The following is a 19205-nucleotide window of genomic DNA, read 5'->3' as shown; positions in this document are numbered from 1 at the left end:
GCCGGGGTGCGGGGGCTCCGTGTTATCCTGAATGCTACTCTTACCGGTTCGAAGCCGGATTCGTGAATGCCCGGGTTTGCGAGGCTGAGAGCCCGCAAAATAGCCCGCGATCCTAAATGAGGGGGTCTCGCATGGGGCGTGGCCGTCAGAAGGCGAAGCACACCAAGATCGCCCGAGAGCTGAAGTACGACACGTACAGCGTGAACTACTCGGCGCTCGAGCGCGAGCTCGGTCACCACAGTGAAGACGAATACGTCGACAAGTGGGCCGACCAGTACAACGACGAAGACGAGGACGAGACCTCGCCGCTCTCTTCGTCGCAGGCGTAACACCTCGCACGTCGGCCGCCGTTCCGGCGGCCTGACCGGTGTTCGCCGACCCCGGATGACCCGGACGCCTCACCGGGCGCCGGGGTCTCACCAGGCGCCGTGGCGCCGTTCCCAGTCGTCCTCGACGGTGTGGGGGCGCGCTGCGACGACGCCTGCGGGGATCGCTGCCGCGACGACGATCGCCAGCACGATGAGCGGACCCGTCCACGAATCCGTCGCCTCGTGGAGCAGACCGATGCCGAGCGGGAACAGCGCCGCGATGGCGTAGCCGCCGCTCTGGGCGAACCCGCTGAGCGCGACCGAGCCCTCGTGCGTGCGCGTTCGCAGGCCGAGGAGCACCAGGATCATCGGGAACAGCAGGGGCGCGAGCCCGAGCAGAACGACCCACAACCACGGCGCCGCCGTCGGCGCGAAGAGGAAGCCGGCGATGCCGGCGAACCCGCACGCGACCGCGACGCCGAACAGCAGTCGCGTGGCGTTCCACCGCGTGACCAGCAGCGGCACCACAAGAGATGCCGGCAAGCCCATGAATCCGAAGAGCGACAGCAGCGCACCGGCCGTGGCAGGCGTGACGCCCGAGATGTCGACGAGCAGCTTGGGCATCCACGCGAACGATGTGTACGCGATCGTGCTCGACACCGCGAACGACACGAGCAGCGCCCACGCGAGCGGAACACGCCACATGCGGCCGAACGCCTGAGGGCTCGCCTCCTCGATGTCGTCATCGTCCTTCTCGGCCTGCGCAGCACGGTGACGAACCGCGAGACCGATCCACGGGATCATCGCCACCAGGGCGAAGACGGCCCACAAGCCGAGCGAAAGGTGCCAATCCGCAGCATCCGCCATCGGAACGGCGATGAGGGGCGGAAGGAAGGTGGACACGGCCATCGTGGTGGAGAAGATGGTCGTCATAAGGCCGATGCGGTCGGGGAAGTACCGCTTCACCAGCGGCGGCAGCAGGATGTTGCCCGTGCCGACCGCGGCGAACACCAGCGCGGTGCCGGCGAGCAGCAGACCCCAGCTGGGCGCGAAGCTGCGCGCGACGAGCCCGAGCGTCACGACCGCCATCGCCGCGACCGCGAGGCGCTCGAGCCCGAACCGGCGCTCGAGGGCGGGCGTCAGCAGCCCGAAGATCGCGAAGCAGACGGGCGGCGCGGTGCCGATCAGCCCGATCACCGCCGGCGGGACGGCGAAGTCCGCGGCGATGTGGTCATACAGGGGCGACAGCGAGGCGACCGCCGAACGCAGCGAGAACGCGAACAGCACGATCCCGACGAGCGCGAGGGTCCTCCCCTGCCAGAGCGGGCGGGCAGGAGACGACTTCACCTATCCACCCTACGGGCGGTGACGGATGCCTCGGCCCGCGGTGTCAGGACTCCTGCGAGCCCTCGACCCAGGCCAGGTACTCGTCGGTGACGGTGCCGGTGATGTAGCGGCCGTCGAAGCAGCTCATGTCGAGGTCCTCGACGTCGGAGCCCTCGAGGATCGCCGCCTTGAGGTCTTCGACCTCCTGGTAGACGACGAAGTCGGCGCCGAGCTCCTCCGCGATCTGCGGAATCGTGCGGCCGTGTGCCACCAGCTCGTGGCGCGACGGCATGTTGATGCCGTAGACGTGCGGGTAGCGCACGGGCGGGGCGGCCGAGGCGAACGTGACGCTCTTGGCTCCGGCATCCCGGGCCATCTGGATGATCTCCTTCGACGTCGTGCCGCGCACGATGGAGTCGTCGATGAGGAGCACGTTCTTGCCCTTGAACTCGCTCGACATGGCGTTGAGCTTCTGGCGCACGCTGCGCTTGCGCGCGGCCTGGCCCGGCATGATGAAGGTACGGCCGACGTAGCGGTTCTTGTAGAAGCCCTCGCGGTACTCGACCCCGAGCTTGCGGGCCACCTGCATGGCCGCGGGGCGCGACGAGTCGGGGATCGGCATGACGACGTCGATCGCTTCCTTCGGCGTGTACTTCGCGATGGTGTCGGCGAGCCGGTCGCCCATGCGCAGGCGCGCCTCGTACACCGAGATGCCGTTCATGACCGAGTCAGGGCGCGCGAGGTACACGTACTCGAACGAGCACGGCACGAGCTGCGCGTCGGTGGCGCACTGCTTCGTGTGGAGGTTGCCCTCGAGGTCGATGAACACCGCCTCCCCGGGGTCGACGTCGCGCACGACCTCGAACTCGCCGTTCTCGAGCACCAGGGACTCGCTCGTGACGACCCACTCGTAGTGGCCGTCCTCGTTCTTGCGCGTGCCGAGGATGAGGGGACGGATGCCGAAGGGGTCGCGGAACGCGAGCAGACCGTAGCCCGCGATCAGCGCGATCGCCGCGTACGAGCCCTCGACGCGCTCGTGCACGCGGGTCACGGCCTGGAACACCTGCGCCGGGTCGAGCTCGAGGCTCGAGATGGAGGACTGCAGCTCGTTCGCGAGCACATTGACCAGCAGCTCGGTGTCGGACGATGTGTTGAGGTGACGGCGGTCCTTGTGGAACAGCTCCTGCGTGAGCTCGCGCGTGTTCGTGAGGTTGCCGTTGTGCACCAGCACGATGCCGTAGGGCGCGTTCACGTAGAAGGGCTGTGCCTCTTCTTCGTTCGAGGCCGTGCCTTTGGTGGCGTAGCGCACGTGGCCGAGCCCGATCTCACCGAGGAGCGCGCGCATGTCGCGCGTGCGGAACGACTCGCGCACCTGCCCCTTGACCTTGTGCATGTGCACGACGCCGTTGCGCTCAGCGGTCGAAATCCCCGTGGAGTCCTGGCCGCGGTGCTGAAGAAGGAGGAGGGAGTCGTAGATCTCCTGGTTGACGGACCCGCGGCCCACCATTCCGACGATTCCGCACATGGGTGTTGCCTGCTCCTGCTGTGTTCTGACTCGGCTCAGCGAGCCGCGTGGTCTGCGTACGCGCCCACGAGGCGCACCGCGCCGCCGTCGACGCCCTTGGCGCCCTGCTCCCAGTGGCCGTCTTCGCGGTCGCCGGTGTGCACGACACCCACCTGCCACGTCGCGATGCCTTCACGGGAGAGAGCGGATGCTGCGGCCTCGGCCTTGTCGGAGGCGACGACCGCGAGGAACCCGATGCCGAGGTTCCACGTGCCCTCGGTCGCCTCGAGCTCGAGGTTGCCGAGGTCGGCGAGGACGCGGAACACCGGGGAGGGCGACCACGTCGAGCGGTCGACCTCGACCCACGTGCCCTGCGGGAGCACGCGCGCGAGGTTCGCGGCGATGCCGCCGCCGGTGACGTGGCTGAGGGAGTGCACCGCGTCGCCGGTCTCGGTGATGAGGCGCAGCAGCGGCAGCGTGTAGAGGCGGGTCGGCTCGAGCAGGGCCTCGCCCCACGTCGTGCCGAAGTCGGCGGCGTTGTCGCCGTACTGGATGCCGGAGCCGGCGACGATGTGACGCACGAGCGAGTAGCCGTTCGAGTGGAGGCCGCTCGACGCGAGGGCGAGGACGACGTCGCCCTCGCGCACCCGCTCGGCACCGAGCACGCGCGAGGCCTCGACGACACCGGTCGCGGCGCCCGCGACGTCGTAGTCGTTGACCCCGAGCAGGCCAGGGTGCTCGGCGGTCTCGCCGCCGACGAGGGCCGTGCCGGTGGCCGAGCAGCCCTCGGCGATGCCGCGGACGATGTCGGCGATGCGCTCGGGGAACACCTTGCCGCACGCGATGTAGTCGGTCATGAACAGCGGCTTCGCACCGACCACGACGATGTCGTCGACGACCATGCCCACCAGGTCCTGCCCGATCGTGTCGTGCTTGTCGATGGCCTGCGCGATGGCGACCTTCGTGCCGACGCCGTCGGTGCTGGTGGCCAGCAGCGGCTTGTCATAGGCCTTGAACGTGGTCGCGTCGAAGAGTCCGGCGAAGCCGCCGACGCCCCCGAGCACCTCGGGGCCGTGGGTGCGCCGCACCGCCGACTTCATCAGCTCGACGGCGAGGTCGCCGGCGGCGGTGTCGACGCCCGCAGCCTGGTACGGGTTCACGGGCTGTTCGGGGCGGGAGGGGGCATCGCGTTCGGATGAGGCCACGGCTACCAGCCTACCGGCGACCCACCTGGACGGATGCCGGGGGCCGCCGCTGTTACGCCGGGGCCGCAGCATGAGGACTCTCGCACGGGCCGGGTCGCCGCATCCATGATTCCGCTCCTCGACGACCTGGCTCTCGCGACGAGCGGAGGTGATGTGGCGAGCGGAGGACGGATGCTGCGCCAGGACCTCCTCCCCCCGCTACATCTCCTCCCGCCGCGACGGGTCAGGCCGCATCGGTCGGTGCCAGATGGAGCCCTTGCGCGACTGCCTGCATGATCACGGCCTGTACCCCGGGCCAGTCCTCCATGACCTGGATGTACCCCACCCGGATGACGTGGTACCCCATGTGGCGGAGGACCGCATCGTGGGCGTTGTCGCTCGCGCGCTGCCTTCCCACGTGGTGACCTCCGTCGACCTGCAGCACCAGCCGCTCGCCGATGAGGAAATCGACCCGATGCCCCGCGATCCAGGCTTGGGGAACGATGCGAAGCTTCATCCATCGGAGCCGCGGCACGACACACGTCTCGAGCCCCGAGTCCGAGTAGGGACTGGCGACTTCGAGGATCTTCCGTACGCCGGGCGCGAAGGGCAGACGCAGGAGCGCCGATTTCTCCACGAGTCCCTTGTTGAGTGCGGACTCGACTATCGCGAGGGCGGGTTCGAACGGCTGGCACGCGCACACGAGGCCGAGGACGTTCTCGATGGAATCCTCGAGCGCCGCCGGATCTCGCGGGATCACGGGCGCGGCCCGGTGGACGTGCATTCCTTTCCTCACCGCGACGCGACCGGCATGGGGGTGCGCGGCCACGTGCTTCTCCGTGCTCTCGGTAGCGATCCAGAGCCCCAGGCGACGAGCGCGTGTGACGCATGAGATCACGACGCCTGCCCGCGCAGCACTGAGAAGCACCGGGTCGACACTCGGAACGGCGACCCACACACGCCGCACGACGCGGAGGAGCCCGCCGGCGACAGCCGCCTCGATCGTCCGCTGTGCGTGTCCGGCTTTGACCAAGGCGGCGCGACGGACGATTCCGCCTCCGTCAGCCACCGCGGACAGGAGAGCCAGCGCCCGTTGCTCTGCTTTCAGCTTCATCGTCTTGATCATCGGGAACGAATGCCTGGTCGGGTCGAGCCGACGTGATTGCTGTGCAGAACTCACTGCTCGGAGTCGCTTGGGGAGGACGGCGTGCGGCGGGCCGTCCGCGTCGTCCCGCCTGTGAGGAGCGGAGGAGATATGGCGAACGGAGGATGAAAAGTGGGCGTTACGTCCTCCCTTCCAGACATCTCCTCCCTTCATTCCGCGCGGACGACGAGCGCACGAACGCGGGCACGACCCGCCGCGACGTCGCTGCCCGGATCTACAATGGCCGCATGGGCGGCGCCGGGGCTCCGGAGTGGCTGATCCGCGAAGACGCCGGTCAGCCGGTTCTTCTCGCCCTCTACCTGCGCCAGGTGCTCGGCATCCGATCTCCGGATGAGCTGCCGCACCTGCGCGGCATCCCTCCTCGCGCGAACGATCGGTCCGAAGAGGCCCAGGCGCTGCTCGAACGTCAGTGGCGCGAGTTCTGGGCGATGACCGTCGAGCCGCAGGCGCATCCGTCGCCGGTTCCGCTCGATCTCGTCGACGGCTTCGACACCGCGCTCGCCCTGCCGATCGAGGGCTGCGACGAGCTGCGGGCGGCCTTCGAGCCGCACGCGGTCGAGGCGCTCGCGTTCGCGCAGTCGGCGAACGCGCGGTACCGCAAAGAGGCGTCGCACAGCACGGGAACCGCATACCGCGCCTACGCCGGGGCGATCGCCGAGCACGAGCGACAGGTCGGCCGACGGGCGCATTCGTTCGAGCTCAACGTGCAGGTGCTGCCGCTGAATCAGCGCGGGGTGTGGTGGATCGGCTCGCTCACGATCGCCGTCACCGACGGACTCCGGGGGGATGTCGCGGCCTTCGACGCCGCGATCCACCCGATCATCGCCGAGCTGGCGTAGCGGCTCAGTGGGCGGGGCCGTGGCCGTTGGTGCCGGGCTCCGGGTCGACGTGCACCTGCTCGTGGTCGACCGCGACCTCCTGCGTGTGGCGCCGTGACCGGCGGTCGAGGATCAGCGCGAGGATGCCGCCCAGGGCCAGGCCGATGGGGGCGCAGATGAGCGCCAGGAAGCCGAACACCTGCCCCTGCGAGTACATGACGCCGGTGTTGGGGCTCACTTCGGCGGTGCCGTTGAACGCGAACGTGAGGATCATCGCGACGAAGACACCGACGAGCGCGCCGACGATCAGGAAGACGGAGATCTTCGGGGCCCGTCGCACGCGCACGGTCTCGATGCGGTCCTGGCTGTGCTCGGGCATGTGTCCATTGTCCCACCCGACGAGCGCGAGCGCGCCCATGAGAACGGCGGCGCCCCGCTCGGAAGCCGAGAGCGGGACGCCGCCGGGGTGACGGCCGGTGGTCAGCCGGCCGTCTGGTCTCCGTCGCCGCCGGCCGTCGCACGGCGGCGGGAGACCACGATCCAGACCACGGCGCCGATCCCGAGTGCCAGGGCGATCCCCACGAGCGCCCACGGCCACACCGGCGCCGTCGTCTGGTCGGCGGAGAGGGTCTCGGCCGAGGCCTCGGCCGCCTCGGCGACCGGCACCTCCTCGGCCGCGACAGGAGCGGCGACCGCGCAGTCCGCTGCGATCGGGAGCACGGCCGACACCGGGTCGAGCTCGTCGCCCGCGGCGTAGGTGCCGAAGGCGGCGGCGCCGGCCTCGGTCAGGGTCGCGGGAAGCGCGTCGAGCACGAGCCCGTCGTCGGCGACCTCGAGGTCGGGCAGCGCGAACTCCGCGAACCGGATGCTCGCTGCCGTCACCGGCTCACCCGCCTGCGTCGTGCCGCTGACATCGAACACCAGGTATCCGGTGTCGCCCGCGAGCTCGACGCGGGCGTTCGACAGCGTCGTGTCGAGCGCACCCTGGTGACCGGTGAAACGGATGCTGCCGCCGTAGGTGACGAGACCGGTGCGGGTCGCAGCATCCACCGCTCCCGTGCCCGCGGTCCAGACGAACTCGGGGTACTCGTAGGCGACGTCGGTCAGCTCCCAGCCGCCGGCTGCGATGCCCTCGATGTAGGTGCGGAAACTCTCCTTGAAGCCCCAGTTCAGGCTCGCGGCGTCGACGACGCAGCCGGTCGCGATCGCCGCACGGGCGAGGGTGAAACGGATGCCGCGGTCCACGGACCCCTGGAACGTCAGGGTGTGCTCGCCGTCGGCGAGGGTCGCCGGCAGGGATCCGGTCCACGTGGCGGTGCCGGAAGCGTCGGCCGAGACCTCGCCGAGGAGCGTCGGCGTCGAGTACACGACGACCTGGATGCCCTCTTCGTTCGCGGTGAAGCCCGACGCCGTGACCGTGACCGGCTCGCCCTTCTGCAGCGCGGCGAGGGCGTCGTCGTCGAGGTCGATGCCCGTGGAGGCGGGTGCGGTGGCGGGGAGTGAGGTCGTGCGGGTGGTCGACGCTCGCGCCGCCGCGACGGTGCCCGTCGAACCCGCCGGCGCGGCCGCCGCGACGCCGATCGTGAACGCGAGCGGGTCGAGCTCGGTCGTGTAGCCCTGGAACACCTGGCTGCGCCCGGCAGCGGTCAGCGTCGCCGGCACCCGCGAGTACGTGACCGTGCCGTTGGCGGTGACCCGCACCGCGCCCGAGAGGTCGAGGTTCGCGAAGGCGACGTGCGAGCCGCCGCTGGTGACGTAGAGCGTGGCGGCGTTCGGCGACGTGATGCGCACCTGCGGGTTCGCGATCGTGACGTCGAGCACACCGCCGTGGCCGGTGAAGCGGACCGAGCCGGTGTATGAGACGGTGCCCGTGCCGGTCGCCGCGTCATACGTGCTGCCGGTCGCCTGGCCGAACTGGAACTGGCCGCCGGAGCGCGTGGCTCCGCCCGTCACGGCGATGCTGCCGTGCGCGATGCTGCCGGTGATGTAGCTCGCGAAGCTCGACGAGATCGCCCACGAGAGCGAGCCGCCCTGCACCGTCGCCGGCGGGGTCACCGGTGTGCCGGGGTCGACCGGCGGCTCGGGGTCGGTCGGCGGCGTCACCTCGGGAACCAGGATCTTCCAGTGGTCCGAGGTGAACGGCACGTCGGCGCGGGCGTAGATCGTGTCGGCGGTGGGCAGGGTGTGCTGACGCCACACCAGAACCTCGTACTGCTTCGTCCTGTCGAGCTTCGCGTTGGGCGCGACGAGATCGACCGTGAAGGCGCCACCGTCGATCTGCGGCAGGTACTTCATCGCCGCGTAGCCGCCGCTTGCGGTCACCGCCGACTCGGTTCCCTTCTCGATCACCGCGGCGTACGCGCCGGTGACATCACCGAGATTCGAGGCGGCGACGTCGACGGTCGCGCCGGCGGTGGCCGAGGCATCCGTCACCGTCACGTCGACGGCGGGAACAGGCGTGGGATCGGCGAATGCGATGGGCACGAACCGCTCGTTCGCGGGCTGAACCCAGTTGGAGTGCGAGCCGAGCGTGAAGACCGCGAGCGTGCCGCCCTCGAGCTGCTTCGCGTCGAGCTTCGCCTTGTCGATCTTGATCGTCCAGTTGAACGAACCCGAGCCGTCCTCGGCGACCGTGAACGCCGGCTGCCCGGGGTAGCCGGAGCCCACCAGCGCCGCGTAGGCGTTGCTGCGGTTCGCTGCGCGCGTGTCGGAGGCCGAGACCGGCGTCCACTGGCCCTCGACGATCCAGCCGATCTGGGCGTAGATGCCGCCCGCGTTGACCTCGTAGCCGGTCCCCGTGACTGTGATCGACTCACCCGCCGGGTCGATCCCCTCGGTTTTCGACACCGACAAGGTCGCGACCGGCTTCGGGTCCGCGAACGTGATGGGCACGAACCGCTCGTTCGCGGGCTGAACCCAGTTGGAGTGCGAACCGAGCGTGAACACAGCGAGCGTGCCCCCCTCGAGCTGCTTCGCGTCGAGCTTCGCCTTGTCGACCGTGACCGTCCAGCTGAACGAACCCGAGCCGTCCTCGGCGACCGTGAACGCCGGCTGCCCGGGGTAGCCGGAGCCCACCAGCGCCGCGTAGGCGTTCGTGCGGTTGGCGGCCCGCGTCTCCGATGCCGAGATCGGCGTCCACTGACCCTCGACGATCCAGCCGATCTGAGCGTAGATGCCGCCCGCGTTGACCTCGTAACCTGTGCCGGTAACGGTGATGCTCTCACCGGCGGGGTCGATCCCCTCGGTCTTCGACACCGACAGCGTCGCAACCGGCTTCGGGTCCGCGAAGGTCACCGACGCTTTCGCGTCCTGCGTGCGGTCGGCCTGTGCGGTGTGGTCGGCGATCGTGTAGACCGCGGTCGGTCCCGACTTCGGCGACACCGCGAACTCGGTCTGGAACGAGCCGTCGGCGTTGAGCTTGACGATCGACGGGCGCGTCGGGTTCGGCGAGATGAGCTTCGCTCCGGCAGTGCAGCCCGCGTTGATGAACGCGAACGACACCTGGTCCAGCGGCACGTCGGCGCAGGTCGTGAGGTACATCGCCTGGTTCGGGTTGTAGCCCGTGCCGGTCACGGTCACGGTCTCACCCTCCCGGTTCAGCCCCGTCGACTTCGAGAGCGTCAGCACGGGCTTCAGCGCCGTCGGCGGCGCGGTGATCTCGTACGAGACGACGGACGAGGCCGAGCCGGTGAACGCCGCGGCGTCAGCCGGCGTGAACACGGCCTTGAGCTGCGCCGCGCCGGTGGTCGCGATGCTCGCGGTGATCGTCGAACCGACGGACGCCGAGCCCAGCTGCGCGTCGCCGTTGAAGTACGAGACGGTTCCGGATGCTGCGGGCTCGACGGTCGCCCCGAGCGTGAAGTCCGCGCCGGCCAGGCTCGAGGAGGCCGGGTCGACCGTCAGGGTCGTGGTCGTCGCTGACGGCGGGAAGACCGCGGCCCACTGATCGGCGGTCACCGAGATCGCGGAGCGGGCGTAGATGTTCTCGGGCGTCGGCAGCGAGTGCTGCTTCCACACCAGCACCTCGTACGCGGTGGTCCGGTTGAGGCTCGCCGTCGGCGCCACGAGGTCCAGCGCGAGCGCACCGCTGCTGACGGGCGAGAACGCATTCATCGCCAGCGTGCCTTCGGTGCCCGAGAGCGTCCCCTCGCTGCCCGCCGGGATGATCGCGGCGTAGGCGAACGGGACGGCGGGCAGTCCGGACGCCTCCACCCGGACCGTGAGGCCGGCGCCGGCCGAGGCGGCGGTCACGTTCGCCGTGGCCGTGGCCCCGTCGAGAGCGGTGGCCGCAGGCGCTGTGATGGCGCCCGCGACGAGGAGCAGGAAGGCGAGGAGCGAGGCGATCGCGACTCTGCCGCGATCGAGGACGAGCTGCGTAGACATGTTCTCCGGTGCGTCGGCGCGCACGCCCGAAGCCGCGCCCGCCGGCGTCGTTGCGTTCGGGTAGGTGATGGCACCGGTATGGTTAGGCTCAGCTAACCTGGAACCGTTCCAGACGCTAGAGCACCCGGCAAGGTCGCGTCAAGTTTTAGGTTAGCCTTGCCTAATGCGCCGCACCTTCGCCCTTCTCGTGGCGGCCGCCTTGATTCTCGGTCTCACCGGCTGCGCCTCCCGCGAGGCATCCTCCCGCGCGTTCGATCCCGACTGCCCGGCCGCCGACGTCCCGCTCGCCGATCTCGCTCTCGCCGACGATCCGCGCACATCCGAGGGACCGTCAACGGCCTGCCTCGCGTCGCACGCGATCGAGCCGATCGTGTCCGATGCCTCCCCCGACCTGCCCGTGACGGTGACGGATGCCGAGGGCCGCGCGGTCGAGATCACGGACGTCAGCCGCATCCTGCCGGTCGACATCTCGGGCACGATCGCCGCGACCGTGTTCGGCCTGGGCCTCGGCGACGCGGTCGTCGGACGCGACTCGTCGACCTCGTTCGACGGCACCGAGGATCTGCCCGTCGTGACGAAGTCGGGGCACACGCTCAACGCCGAGGCGATCCTGGAGCTCGCGCCGACCGTGATGCTGACCGACACCTCGATCGGCCCGAAGGAGGTGCGTCAGCAGCTGCGTGATGCCGGGATCACCGTCGTCGTGGTCTCCAGCGAGCGGCGCGCCGACACGGTGTCCGACCTCGTTTCGGAGATCGCGGCGGCCCTGGGCGTGCCCGGTCGCGGCGCCGCGCTCGCAGAACGGCTCGACGCCGACGTCGAGGCGGCGAGCGCCGAAGTGGCCGAGATCGCGCCGGTGGCAGCATCCGATCGTCCTCGCATGCTCTTCCTCTATGTGCGGGGCAGCGCGAACGTGTACTACATCTTCGGCCGCGACTCGGGGGCGGACTCGCTCATCGAGGCGGTCGGCGGCGTCGACGTCGCGAGCGAGATCGGGTGGGAGGGCATGAAGCCCATGACCGCCGAGGCGCTCGTCGCGGCGCAGCCCGACGTCGTCGTCATGATGACCGACGGGCTCGCGTCGGTCGGCGGCGTCGACGGGCTGCTCGAGCGCATCCCGGCGCTGCAGCAGACGCCGGCGGGCGAGCACCGGCGGGTGGTCGACATGGCGGATGCCGAGATCCTGAGCTTCGGGCCGCGCACGGCGGACGTCATCCGGGCACTGGCGCGGGCGGTGTACGCGCCGGCGACTTCGCCTGCGTCGACGCCCGACGCGGAGCCCGCGTCGTGACGACCACGCTCGCCCGCGCGGAGGACGCGACCGCCGAGGTCGTGACCGAGGTGCCGACGACGCACCGCGCCCGGCGGTTCGCGCTCATGACGGCGGGACTTTCAGTCGCGATCGTGCTGGTCGTGATCGTGTCGCTCGGGCTCGGGCAGTACTGGCTCACGCCCGCGCAGGTGGTCGGCGTGCTGCTGCAGTCCGTCGGGATCGACACGTCGTGGGCTCCGGAGGCTCAGACCGCGTCTGGCGTGATCCTCGACATCCGCCTCCCTCGCATCGTGCTCGGTCTGCTCGTCGGCGCAGCCCTCGCCGTGTCGGGCGTGCTCATGCAGGCGATCTTCGGCAACCCGCTCGCCGACGCGGCAGTCGTGGGCGTCTCATCGGGCGCGGCGTTCGGCGCCGCGGCGAGCCTCACGTTCTCCCTCGCGGTGTTCGGCATGTGGACCACCCCGGCCTTCGCCTTCATCGGCGGGCTCATCGCGGTGTTCTCGGTGTACCTCATCAGCCGCTCGGGCGGACGCACCGAGGTCGTGACGCTGCTGCTCACCGGCATCGCGATCAACGCCATCGCGGGAGCGGGTCTCGCGTTCCTCACGTTCCTGGGCACGACGTCGACCCGCGAGCAGATCGTGTTCTGGCAGCTCGGCAGCCTCAACGGCGCACTGTGGCAGAACATCGCGCTCGTCGCGCCGCTCGTCGCGATCGGCGTGGCCGCTGCTGTATTCGTCGCGCACCGCCTCGACCTCTTCGCCCTCGGCGAGCGCACCGCGCGCCACCTCGGCGTGCGGGTCGAGCTGCTGCGCGTTGTGGTGATCGTGATGGTCGCGCTGCTCGTGTGCGCAGCGGTCGCGTTCGCCGGCATCATCGGCTTCGTCGGACTCGTCGTCCCCCACCTCATGCGCATGGCGATCGGACCCGCACACCTGCCGCTCGTGGTCACGAGCGCGCTCGGCGGCGCGCTGCTCATCGCGGTCGCTGACCTCATCGCCCGCACGGCCGTGCCGCTCGCGGACCTGCCCATCGGCATGATCACGTCGCTCGTCGGCGGCCCGTTCTTCCTGTGGCTCCTGCTGCGCACACGCCGCAAGGCGGGGGGCTGGGGATGAACGCGATGACGGATGCTGCGGCCCCGGCGGTCGCCGTCGCTCCGGGGTCCGTGCGACTCCGCGCCCGGGGCGTGACTGTGACGCCGCAGGGCGCCGCGCGGCCCGTCCTCGCCGACGCGGGAATCGACGTCCGCGCGGGCGAGCTCCACGCCCTCGTCGGCCCGAACGGCGCCGGCAAGTCGACGCTGTTCGGGGTGCTCGCGGGCGATGTCCCACCGGACTCCGGAGAGGTGAGCCTCGACGGAACGCCGCTGGGCAGCATCCGTCCCCGCCTCCTCGCGCAGCAGCGCGCGGTGCTGCTGCAGCAGAACGCGGTGTCGTTCCCGTTCACGGTGGAGCAGGTCGTGCGGATGGGCCGTGCGCCGTGGGCGCGCACGCCCGCCGAGGACGACGACGACTCCGCGGTCGCGCGCGCGCTCGAGGTCACCGACCTCGTGCCGCTCGCCGGGCGCGGCGTCACGTCGCTGTCGGGCGGCGAGCGCGCGCGGGCCGCCCTCGCGCGGGTGCTCGCGCAGGCGTGCGACGTGCTGCTGCTGGACGAACCCACCGCGGCGCTCGACCTCAGGCACCAGGAGGACGTGCTGCGCATCGCGCGGGGTCGCGCGCGCGATGGCGCGGCGGTGGCTGTGGTGCTGCACGACCTCAACGCGGCGCTCGGTGTCGCCGACCGCGTGACCCTGCTGTCGCGGGGTCGGGTGGTTGCGTCGGGCGCGCCGTCGGAGGTGCTGACGTCCGCCGCGATCGAGGAGGTCTACGGGCAGCGGGTGGATGTGTTCCCCCACCCCGTGTCGGGCACGCCGGTGGTCATGCCGCGGCGCTGACCGGGGTCAGGGACGGAGCGGCAGGAGGTCCGAGATGTCGGCGCGTGTACCCGAGGCGCTGATGCGACCCGAGGCGGCAGCATCCGTCCACTGCTCCCTGCCCGTGGCGAGCGCGATCCAGGTCGCGGGATCCGTTTCGACGACGTTCGGCGGGGTTCCGCGCGTGTGCCGCGGGCCCTCGACCACCTGCACCGCGCCGAACGGCGGCACCCGCACCTCGACGGAGTTGCCCGGGGCCTTCTCGGCGAGCAGCTGCAGCAGGTAGCGGACGGCCGTCGCGTTGTCGGTGCGGGCGGGCGGAGCGGAGGCCGCCACCGCCGCCGCGACCGCGCTCAGCGCCGCGCGGCCGTCATCGGTCGAGATCTTGCGGGCCACGGTGCCAGGTTACGCCGACGCCCGGTTCCCAATTCAGGACGAGCGAACGCCGCCCTCGACGCCACCCGCGATATTCCGCGCCGTCGACCGGGGGCGGCGCGCACCCATCCTGAGTTGGGAACCGGAGAGCGGGGCCTGGGGACGAGGCCGGCCGCACCCGGCGCCCGAAACAGCGCGGAGGGCCGCCGGTAGGCTGGAACGCGTGAAGATCCTGGTTCTCGGCTCGGGCGCGCGAGAGCACGCCATCATCCTGGCGCTGCGGTCGGAGGAGGCCGAGCACGAGATCTTCGCGGCTCCCGGCAACGCCGGCATCGGGCAGGATGCGCAGCTCGTCGCCCTCGACCAGAACGACCCCGTGGCGGTCAGCCAGTTCGCGATCGACCACGACATCGCCCTCGTCGTGATCGGCCCGGAGGCACCGCTGGTCGCAGGCGTCGCCGATGCGGTGCGCAAGCGGGGCATCCCGGCGTTCGGGCCCGGCAAGGAGGCCGCACAGCTCGAGGGCTCCAAGACGTTCGCGAAGCGGATCATGGATGCCGCGGGGGTTCCGACGGGTCGCGCCGTGCGCGCGCACACGCGCGCCGAGGTCGAGGCCGCGTTCGACGATCTCGGCTCCCCGCACGTCGTCAAGGCCGACGGACTCGCCGCCGGCAAGGGCGTCATCGTGACCTCTGACCGCGCCGCTGCGCTCGCCCACGCCGACGAGTACCTTCCGACGGGCGCCGTGCTCGTCGAGGAGTTCCTCTCGGGCCCCGAGGTGTCGCTCTTCTTCCTCAGCGACGGCGACCACGTGCTGCCGCTCAGCCCCGCCCAGGACTACAAGCGCCTGCTCGACGGCGACGAGGGTCCCAACACCGGCGGCATGGGCGCGTACTCGCCGCTGCCGTGGCTCGACGGCAAGTTCGGCAGCGAGCGCGAGTTCGTCGAGCTCGTCACGCGCGACATCGCCGAGCCGGTCATCCGTCAATTGGATGCTGAGGGCACGCCGTTCATCGGACTCCTCTACGCCGGTCTCATCCTGACCGACGACGGCGTGAAGGTCATCGAGTTCAACGCGCGCTTCGGCGACCCCGAGACCCAGGTGGTGCTGCCGCGGCTCGTCGACCCGCTGTCGGAGCTGCTGCTGGCCGCGGCATCCGGTCACCTCGAGGATCTCCCCCTCCCGGCCTTCGCCAACGACGTCGCCGTGACCGTCGTGCTCGCGAGCGAGGGCTACCCGGCATCGCCGGTGACCGGCCGCGCGCTGACGAACCTGCGCGAGGCCGAGGCCGTCAACGGGGTGCACCTCGCCCACGCCGCCACCGCCGAGACCGACGGCGGACTCGTCGCGACGGGCGGCCGCGTGCTCAACGTCGTCGGCGTCGGCACGACGTTCGTCGAGGCCCGCGACCGCGCCTACCGCGCGCTCGGCGCGATCGGCCTCGAGGGCGGCCAGCACCGCACCGACATCGCCGCGCGCGTCGCCGAAGGGCTCTGACGCATGCGGCGGCGCGCAGCATCCGTCCTCTCCGTCGCCCTGCTGCTCGTCGGCGGCGCCGTGTCGGGATGCTCGGCGAGCGTCGACATCGACGCTCCGGGCAAGGAGCTGATGGACCAGGCGCACCAGGTCGCGAACGAGGCGCTCGTGGCCGCCGCGACCACGGGGCTGCAGGCGCTGCAGGCTGCCGGCGGCGTGACCGAGGAAGCCGTGCGCGACGCGCTCGAGGCCGCTGGCGCGGCTGAGGTCGAGACCCGCGTCGTGGGCGACAGCCTGCTGTTCGGCGCAGAGGTCTCGGGCGGGTGCGTGTACGGATCCGTCGGCGCCTCGGGCACCGTCTCGATCGACCTCGGTGGCGTGAACGCCGACGGCGGGTGCCTGCGCGAGGAGTGACCGGCCTACGGCCCACGCGGTGCACGCTCACGCCTCTTCGCGCGCGCCGCGGCGATCGGCGCCGGCGGAACCGTGCGTCCTCAACTGAGGACCGTTGCCGAGCTGAGGATCCCCTCCCACAGTACGGCCCTCACCTCGGCTCCGCTCCTCAGTTGAGGAGCAGCGCACGCCCCACAGGAGCGTGAGCGGTCGGCAACCAAGGCTTGCGTGATCGGTGGGCCGTGCGCGTTGCCGCCCTCGCGACGCCCGGCGAAGCTGGGAGGAGCCTGCCGCGCCGTGATCGGCGTCCGTCGGCGAGGCGTCTGGAGGATCCCGTGAGCACCACCGTCAGCCCCAACCTCGTGGAGGGCCGCTTCTCGACCGACGCGTCCGGCGACCCCATCGAGGTGCGTGATCCCGCGACCAGCGACCTCGTCGGGCTGGTCCCGGCGATGGGCCCCGCCGACGTCGACGCCGTGCTCGATGCCGCCGTGCGCGGCGCGAAGGCGTGGCGCGCAACCGGGCCGATCGAGCGCGGCCGGGTGCTGCTCGACGCGGCGACGCTGATACGGAAGGATGCCGCAGACCTGACGTCGCTCATCGTCACCGAGATGGGCAAGACCACCGCGGAGGCGCGGGGCGAGGTCGGCAAGGCTGCCGAGTTCTTCGAGTACTACGGCGGGCTCGGCCGCGCGCCGTTCGGCGAGCTCATCCCCGACGCGCGCCCCGGCACTTTCGCACTGCAGAAGCGCGAGCCGATCGGTGTGGTGCTGCTCATCACGCCGTGGAACGACCCGCTGCTCACCCCGGCGCGCAAGATGGCGCCCGCCCTCATCGCGGGCAACGCCGTCGTCATCAAGCCCGCGACCGAGACGCCGCTCGTCACGCTGCGCCTCGCCGAGATCCTGCACCGCGCGGGGGTGCCCGCGGGGGTCCTCGGCACCGTGACCGGACGCGGCTCCGTCATCGGCGATGTGCTCGCGACCGACCGGCGCCTCGCCGCCGTCTCGTTCACGGGCTCGACTGCCGTGGGCCTCGACCTGCAGCGCAAGCTCGCGGGAAGCAGCATCCGTGTGCAGACCGAGATGGGCGGCAAGAACGCCGCCGTCGTGCTCGACGACGCCGATCTCGACCTCGTCGTGCCGGTGCTGATGGCGGGCGCGTTCGGGCAGGCCGGTCAGCGCTGCACCGCGACCAGCCGCCTCATCGTGCAGCGCGGCGTCGCGGCCGAGCTGCGGGCACGGGTCGCAGCATCCGTCGAAGCACTCCGCGTCGGAGCCGGCGGTGCCGAGGGCACGGATGTGGGTCCGGTGGTCAGCCGCAGCGCGCAGCGCGACATCACGGACCGGGTGGATGCCGCACTCGGCGAAGGCGCAACCGTCATCGCCCGCGCGGCGCTCGCCGACGGGCTCGCCGAGCACGGGGCGTTCGTCGAGCCGCTGTTCGTGGCGTTCGACCGCGACAACAGCCTGTGGCGCGACGAGGTGTTCGGGCCGGTGCTCGGCATGATCGAGGTCGACACGCTCGACGAAGCGATCGAGGCCGTGAACGACTCGGCGTACGGCCTGTCGAGCGCCGTGTACACGCGCAGCCTCGACGCGGCGTTCCGCTTCGTGGACGAGGTCGACACCGGGCAGGTCTCGGTGAACCAGCCAACGAGCGGGTGGGACATCCACCAGGCATTCGGGGGCTTCAAGGAATCGGGTTCGCCGTTCAAGGAGCAGGGCCTCGAAGCGCTGCGCTTCTACACGCGCGTGAAGACCGCGGCTGTGAGGACCCACTGATGGCGGGCGCGACTCGGCGCACCGGGATCATCGGTGGCGGCATCGTGGGCGTCGCCCTCGCCCGTGCGCTGAGCGCCCGCGGCGATGACGTGACGGTGCTGGAGAAGGAGGGCCGGCTGTCGCAGCACCAGACCGGGCACAACTCCGGGGTGGTGCACGCGGGGCTGTACTACAAGCCGGGGTCGCTGAAGGCGACGTTGTGCGCGGCGGGGCGGGTGTCGATCCGGGAGTTCTGCGAGGAGAAGGGCCTCCCGTACCGGGAGGTCGGCAAGCTCGTGGTCGCGGTGGACGAGTCCGAGCTCGACGCGCTGGCCGAGATCGAGCGGCGGTCGCTGGAGAACGGCGTTCCGGACCTCACCCGCATCGACGACGTCGAGCGGCTGCGGGAGATCGAGCCGCACGTCGCGGGCGTCGCGGCGGTGCACTCGCCGCACACCGCCGTGGTGGACTACGCGTCGATCACCGAGGCGATGGCGCAGGACGTCCGCGCGGCGGGCGGCGAGGTGCGGCTCGGTCATGAGGTCACCGCGATGTCGCTGGAGAACGGCCGGGTGCGGGTGGTGACGCCGGTGTCGGAGGACGTGTTCGACCGCGTCATCGTGTGCGCCGGCCTGCAGTCCGACGTGGTGGCCCGGTTCGTCGGCGCCGACCCGTCGCCGAAGATCCTGCCGTTCCGCGGCGAGTACTGGGAGCTCGCACCGGCGCGCACCGACCTGGTGAAGGGGATGATCTACCCGGTGCCCGACCCGCGGTTCCCGTTCCTCGGCGTGCACTTCACGCGCGGCGTGTACGACAACGTGCACGTCGGCCCGAACGCGGTGCCGGCGCTGGCCCGCGAGGGGTACAGCTGGCTGCAGTGGTCGGTGAAGGACACGGTCGAGTCGCTGCGCTGGCCGGGCGCCTGGCCGCTCGCGAAGCAGCACTGGAAGATGGGCGTCGACGAGATCTCCGGGTCCCTCATCAAGCCGCTGTACTTCCAGAAGGCGCGCCGGTTCATCCCCGAGCTGCGCTCGTCGGACCTCGCCCACAAGCACGGCGCCGGGGTGCGCGCGCAGGCCTGGGGCCGCGCCGGCGAGCTCCTCGACGACTTCGCCGTCGACCAGGTCGGGCCGGTCACACTGCTGCGCAACGCCCCCTCGCCCGCCGCCACGAGCTCGATCGCCATCGCCGAGTACGTCATCGACCACTACCTCGACGCCGCATCCGCGACGAAAACGAAGATGACGGATGCTGCGCCCCCCGCTGCGCCCGTCGCGCAGGCGCCCGCGACGGCGAAGGCCGCGGGCTGAGGCATCCG

Annotated in this window: 16 protein-coding genes; 9 read left to right on the top strand and 7 right to left on the bottom strand. The window is 71.0% G+C overall.

Features of this window, described 5'->3' with window-relative positions:
* Positions 1-131 precede the first annotated feature (131 nt).
* Positions 132-329, top strand: a complete 198-nt coding sequence (locus tag ACVN90_RS00965; RefSeq protein WP_141895483.1) for a DUF3073 domain-containing protein — start codon at positions 132-134, stop codon at positions 327-329.
* Positions 330-416: 87 nt separating this feature from the next.
* Here the strand turns inward: ACVN90_RS00965 and ACVN90_RS00960 are convergent, their stop codons facing one another.
* The 4 genes from ACVN90_RS00960 to ACVN90_RS00945 form a co-directional block, all read right to left on the bottom strand.
* Complete coding sequence (locus ACVN90_RS00960) at positions 417-1655, bottom strand: MFS transporter (protein ID WP_475100290.1); 1239 nt, start codon at positions 1653-1655, stop codon at positions 417-419.
* Between the two features lie 43 nt (positions 1656-1698).
* Entirely contained in the window at positions 1699-3159 is a 1461-nt protein-coding gene (gene purF / locus ACVN90_RS00955) for an amidophosphoribosyltransferase (protein ID WP_475100289.1), read from the bottom strand.
* A gap of 35 nt (positions 3160-3194) precedes the next feature.
* A complete protein-coding gene (gene purM / locus ACVN90_RS00950; protein WP_475100288.1) occupies positions 3195-4343 on the bottom strand; it encodes a phosphoribosylformylglycinamidine cyclo-ligase in 1149 nt (382 codons plus the stop codon).
* Between the two features lie 223 nt (positions 4344-4566).
* Complete coding sequence (locus ACVN90_RS00945) at positions 4567-5436, bottom strand: endonuclease domain-containing protein (protein WP_475100287.1); 870 nt, start codon at positions 5434-5436, stop codon at positions 4567-4569.
* A 278-nt stretch (positions 5437-5714) separates the two neighbouring features.
* Between ACVN90_RS00945 and ACVN90_RS00940 the strand changes: the two genes are divergently transcribed.
* The gene (locus ACVN90_RS00940) at positions 5715-6326 is read left to right on the top strand and encodes a zinc-binding alcohol dehydrogenase (RefSeq protein ID WP_475100286.1); all 612 of its coding nucleotides are present in this window, start codon (positions 5715-5717) and stop codon (positions 6324-6326) included.
* 4 nt (positions 6327-6330) lie between these two features.
* Here the strand turns inward: ACVN90_RS00940 and ACVN90_RS00935 are convergent, their stop codons facing one another.
* Positions 6331-6684, bottom strand: a complete 354-nt coding sequence (locus tag ACVN90_RS00935) for a potassium transporter Trk (RefSeq protein WP_475100285.1) — start codon at positions 6682-6684, stop codon at positions 6331-6333.
* 101 nt (positions 6685-6785) lie between these two features.
* The gene (locus ACVN90_RS00930; protein WP_475100284.1) at positions 6786-10688 is read right to left on the bottom strand and encodes an HtaA domain-containing protein; all 3903 of its coding nucleotides are present in this window, start codon (positions 10686-10688) and stop codon (positions 6786-6788) included.
* 163 nt (positions 10689-10851) lie between these two features.
* On the opposite strand from ACVN90_RS00930, the gene ACVN90_RS00925 reads away from it, so the two are divergent.
* The 3 genes from ACVN90_RS00925 to ACVN90_RS00915 all read left to right on the top strand — a co-directional run bounded on the left by ACVN90_RS00925 (position 10852) and on the right by ACVN90_RS00915 (position 13900).
* Complete coding sequence (locus tag ACVN90_RS00925) at positions 10852-11979, top strand: heme/hemin ABC transporter substrate-binding protein (RefSeq protein WP_475100283.1); 1128 nt, start codon at positions 10852-10854, stop codon at positions 11977-11979.
* An 86-nt stretch (positions 11980-12065) separates the two neighbouring features.
* A complete protein-coding gene (locus tag ACVN90_RS00920) occupies positions 12066-13079 on the top strand; it encodes a FecCD family ABC transporter permease (protein ID WP_475102171.1) in 1014 nt (337 codons plus the stop codon).
* Complete coding sequence (locus ACVN90_RS00915; protein ID WP_475100282.1) at positions 13076-13900, top strand: heme ABC transporter ATP-binding protein; 825 nt, start codon at positions 13076-13078, stop codon at positions 13898-13900. The genes ACVN90_RS00920 and ACVN90_RS00915 overlap by 4 nt, the downstream gene beginning before the upstream one ends.
* Positions 13901-13906: 6 nt before the next feature.
* Here the strand turns inward: ACVN90_RS00915 and ACVN90_RS00910 are convergent, their stop codons facing one another.
* Positions 13907-14275 carry a sterol carrier family protein gene (locus ACVN90_RS00910; RefSeq protein ID WP_475100281.1) on the bottom strand — a complete coding sequence of 123 codons (369 nt, stop codon included), beginning with the start codon at positions 14273-14275 and terminating at the stop codon, positions 13907-13909.
* 202 nt (positions 14276-14477) lie between these two features.
* On the opposite strand from ACVN90_RS00910, the gene purD reads away from it, so the two are divergent.
* The 4 genes from purD to lhgO all read left to right on the top strand — a co-directional run bounded on the left by purD (position 14478) and on the right by lhgO (position 19197).
* Entirely contained in the window at positions 14478-15752 is a 1275-nt protein-coding gene (gene purD / locus ACVN90_RS00905; RefSeq protein WP_475100280.1) for a phosphoribosylamine--glycine ligase, read from the top strand.
* Between the two features lie 3 nt (positions 15753-15755).
* Complete coding sequence (locus ACVN90_RS00900) at positions 15756-16145, top strand: hypothetical protein (protein ID WP_475100279.1); 390 nt, start codon at positions 15756-15758, stop codon at positions 16143-16145.
* A gap of 314 nt (positions 16146-16459) precedes the next feature.
* Positions 16460-17908 (top strand): aldehyde dehydrogenase family protein, encoded by a 1449-nt coding sequence (locus ACVN90_RS00895; protein WP_475100278.1) that lies wholly within the window; start codon positions 16460-16462, stop codon positions 17906-17908.
* Complete coding sequence (lhgO, locus tag ACVN90_RS00890) at positions 17908-19197, top strand: L-2-hydroxyglutarate oxidase (protein WP_475100277.1); 1290 nt, start codon at positions 17908-17910, stop codon at positions 19195-19197. The genes ACVN90_RS00895 and lhgO overlap by 1 nt, the downstream gene beginning before the upstream one ends.
* Positions 19198-19205: the final 8 nt, after the last annotated feature.

It is taken from the genome of Microbacterium sp. F01 (assembly GCF_056156365.1).
This window is presented reverse-complemented; position numbering and strand designations above follow the sequence as displayed.

Coding starts and splice junctions, on each gene's coding strand:
- ACVN90_RS00900 (WP_475100279.1), top strand. CDS start 15,756: ATGCGGCGGCGCGCAGCATCCGTCCTCTCCGTCGCCCTGCTGCTCGTC.
- ACVN90_RS00940 (WP_475100286.1), top strand. CDS start 5,715: ATGGGCGGCGCCGGGGCTCCGGAGTGGCTGATCCGCGAAGACGCCGGT.
- lhgO (WP_475100277.1), top strand. CDS start 17,908: ATGGCGGGCGCGACTCGGCGCACCGGGATCATCGGTGGCGGCATCGTG.
- ACVN90_RS00935 (WP_475100285.1), bottom strand. CDS start 6,684: ATGCCCGAGCACAGCCAGGACCGCATCGAGACCGTGCGCGTGCGACGG.
- purF (WP_475100289.1), bottom strand. CDS start 3,159: ATGTGCGGAATCGTCGGAATGGTGGGCCGCGGGTCCGTCAACCAGGAG.
- ACVN90_RS00965 (WP_141895483.1), top strand. CDS start 132: ATGGGGCGTGGCCGTCAGAAGGCGAAGCACACCAAGATCGCCCGAGAG.
- ACVN90_RS00925 (WP_475100283.1), top strand. CDS start 10,852: ATGCGCCGCACCTTCGCCCTTCTCGTGGCGGCCGCCTTGATTCTCGGT.
- ACVN90_RS00915 (WP_475100282.1), top strand. CDS start 13,076: ATGAACGCGATGACGGATGCTGCGGCCCCGGCGGTCGCCGTCGCTCCG.
- ACVN90_RS00920 (WP_475102171.1), top strand. CDS start 12,066: ATGACGGCGGGACTTTCAGTCGCGATCGTGCTGGTCGTGATCGTGTCG.
- ACVN90_RS00930 (WP_475100284.1), bottom strand. CDS start 10,688: ATGTCTACGCAGCTCGTCCTCGATCGCGGCAGAGTCGCGATCGCCTCG.
- ACVN90_RS00945 (WP_475100287.1), bottom strand. CDS start 5,436: ATGAAGCTGAAAGCAGAGCAACGGGCGCTGGCTCTCCTGTCCGCGGTG.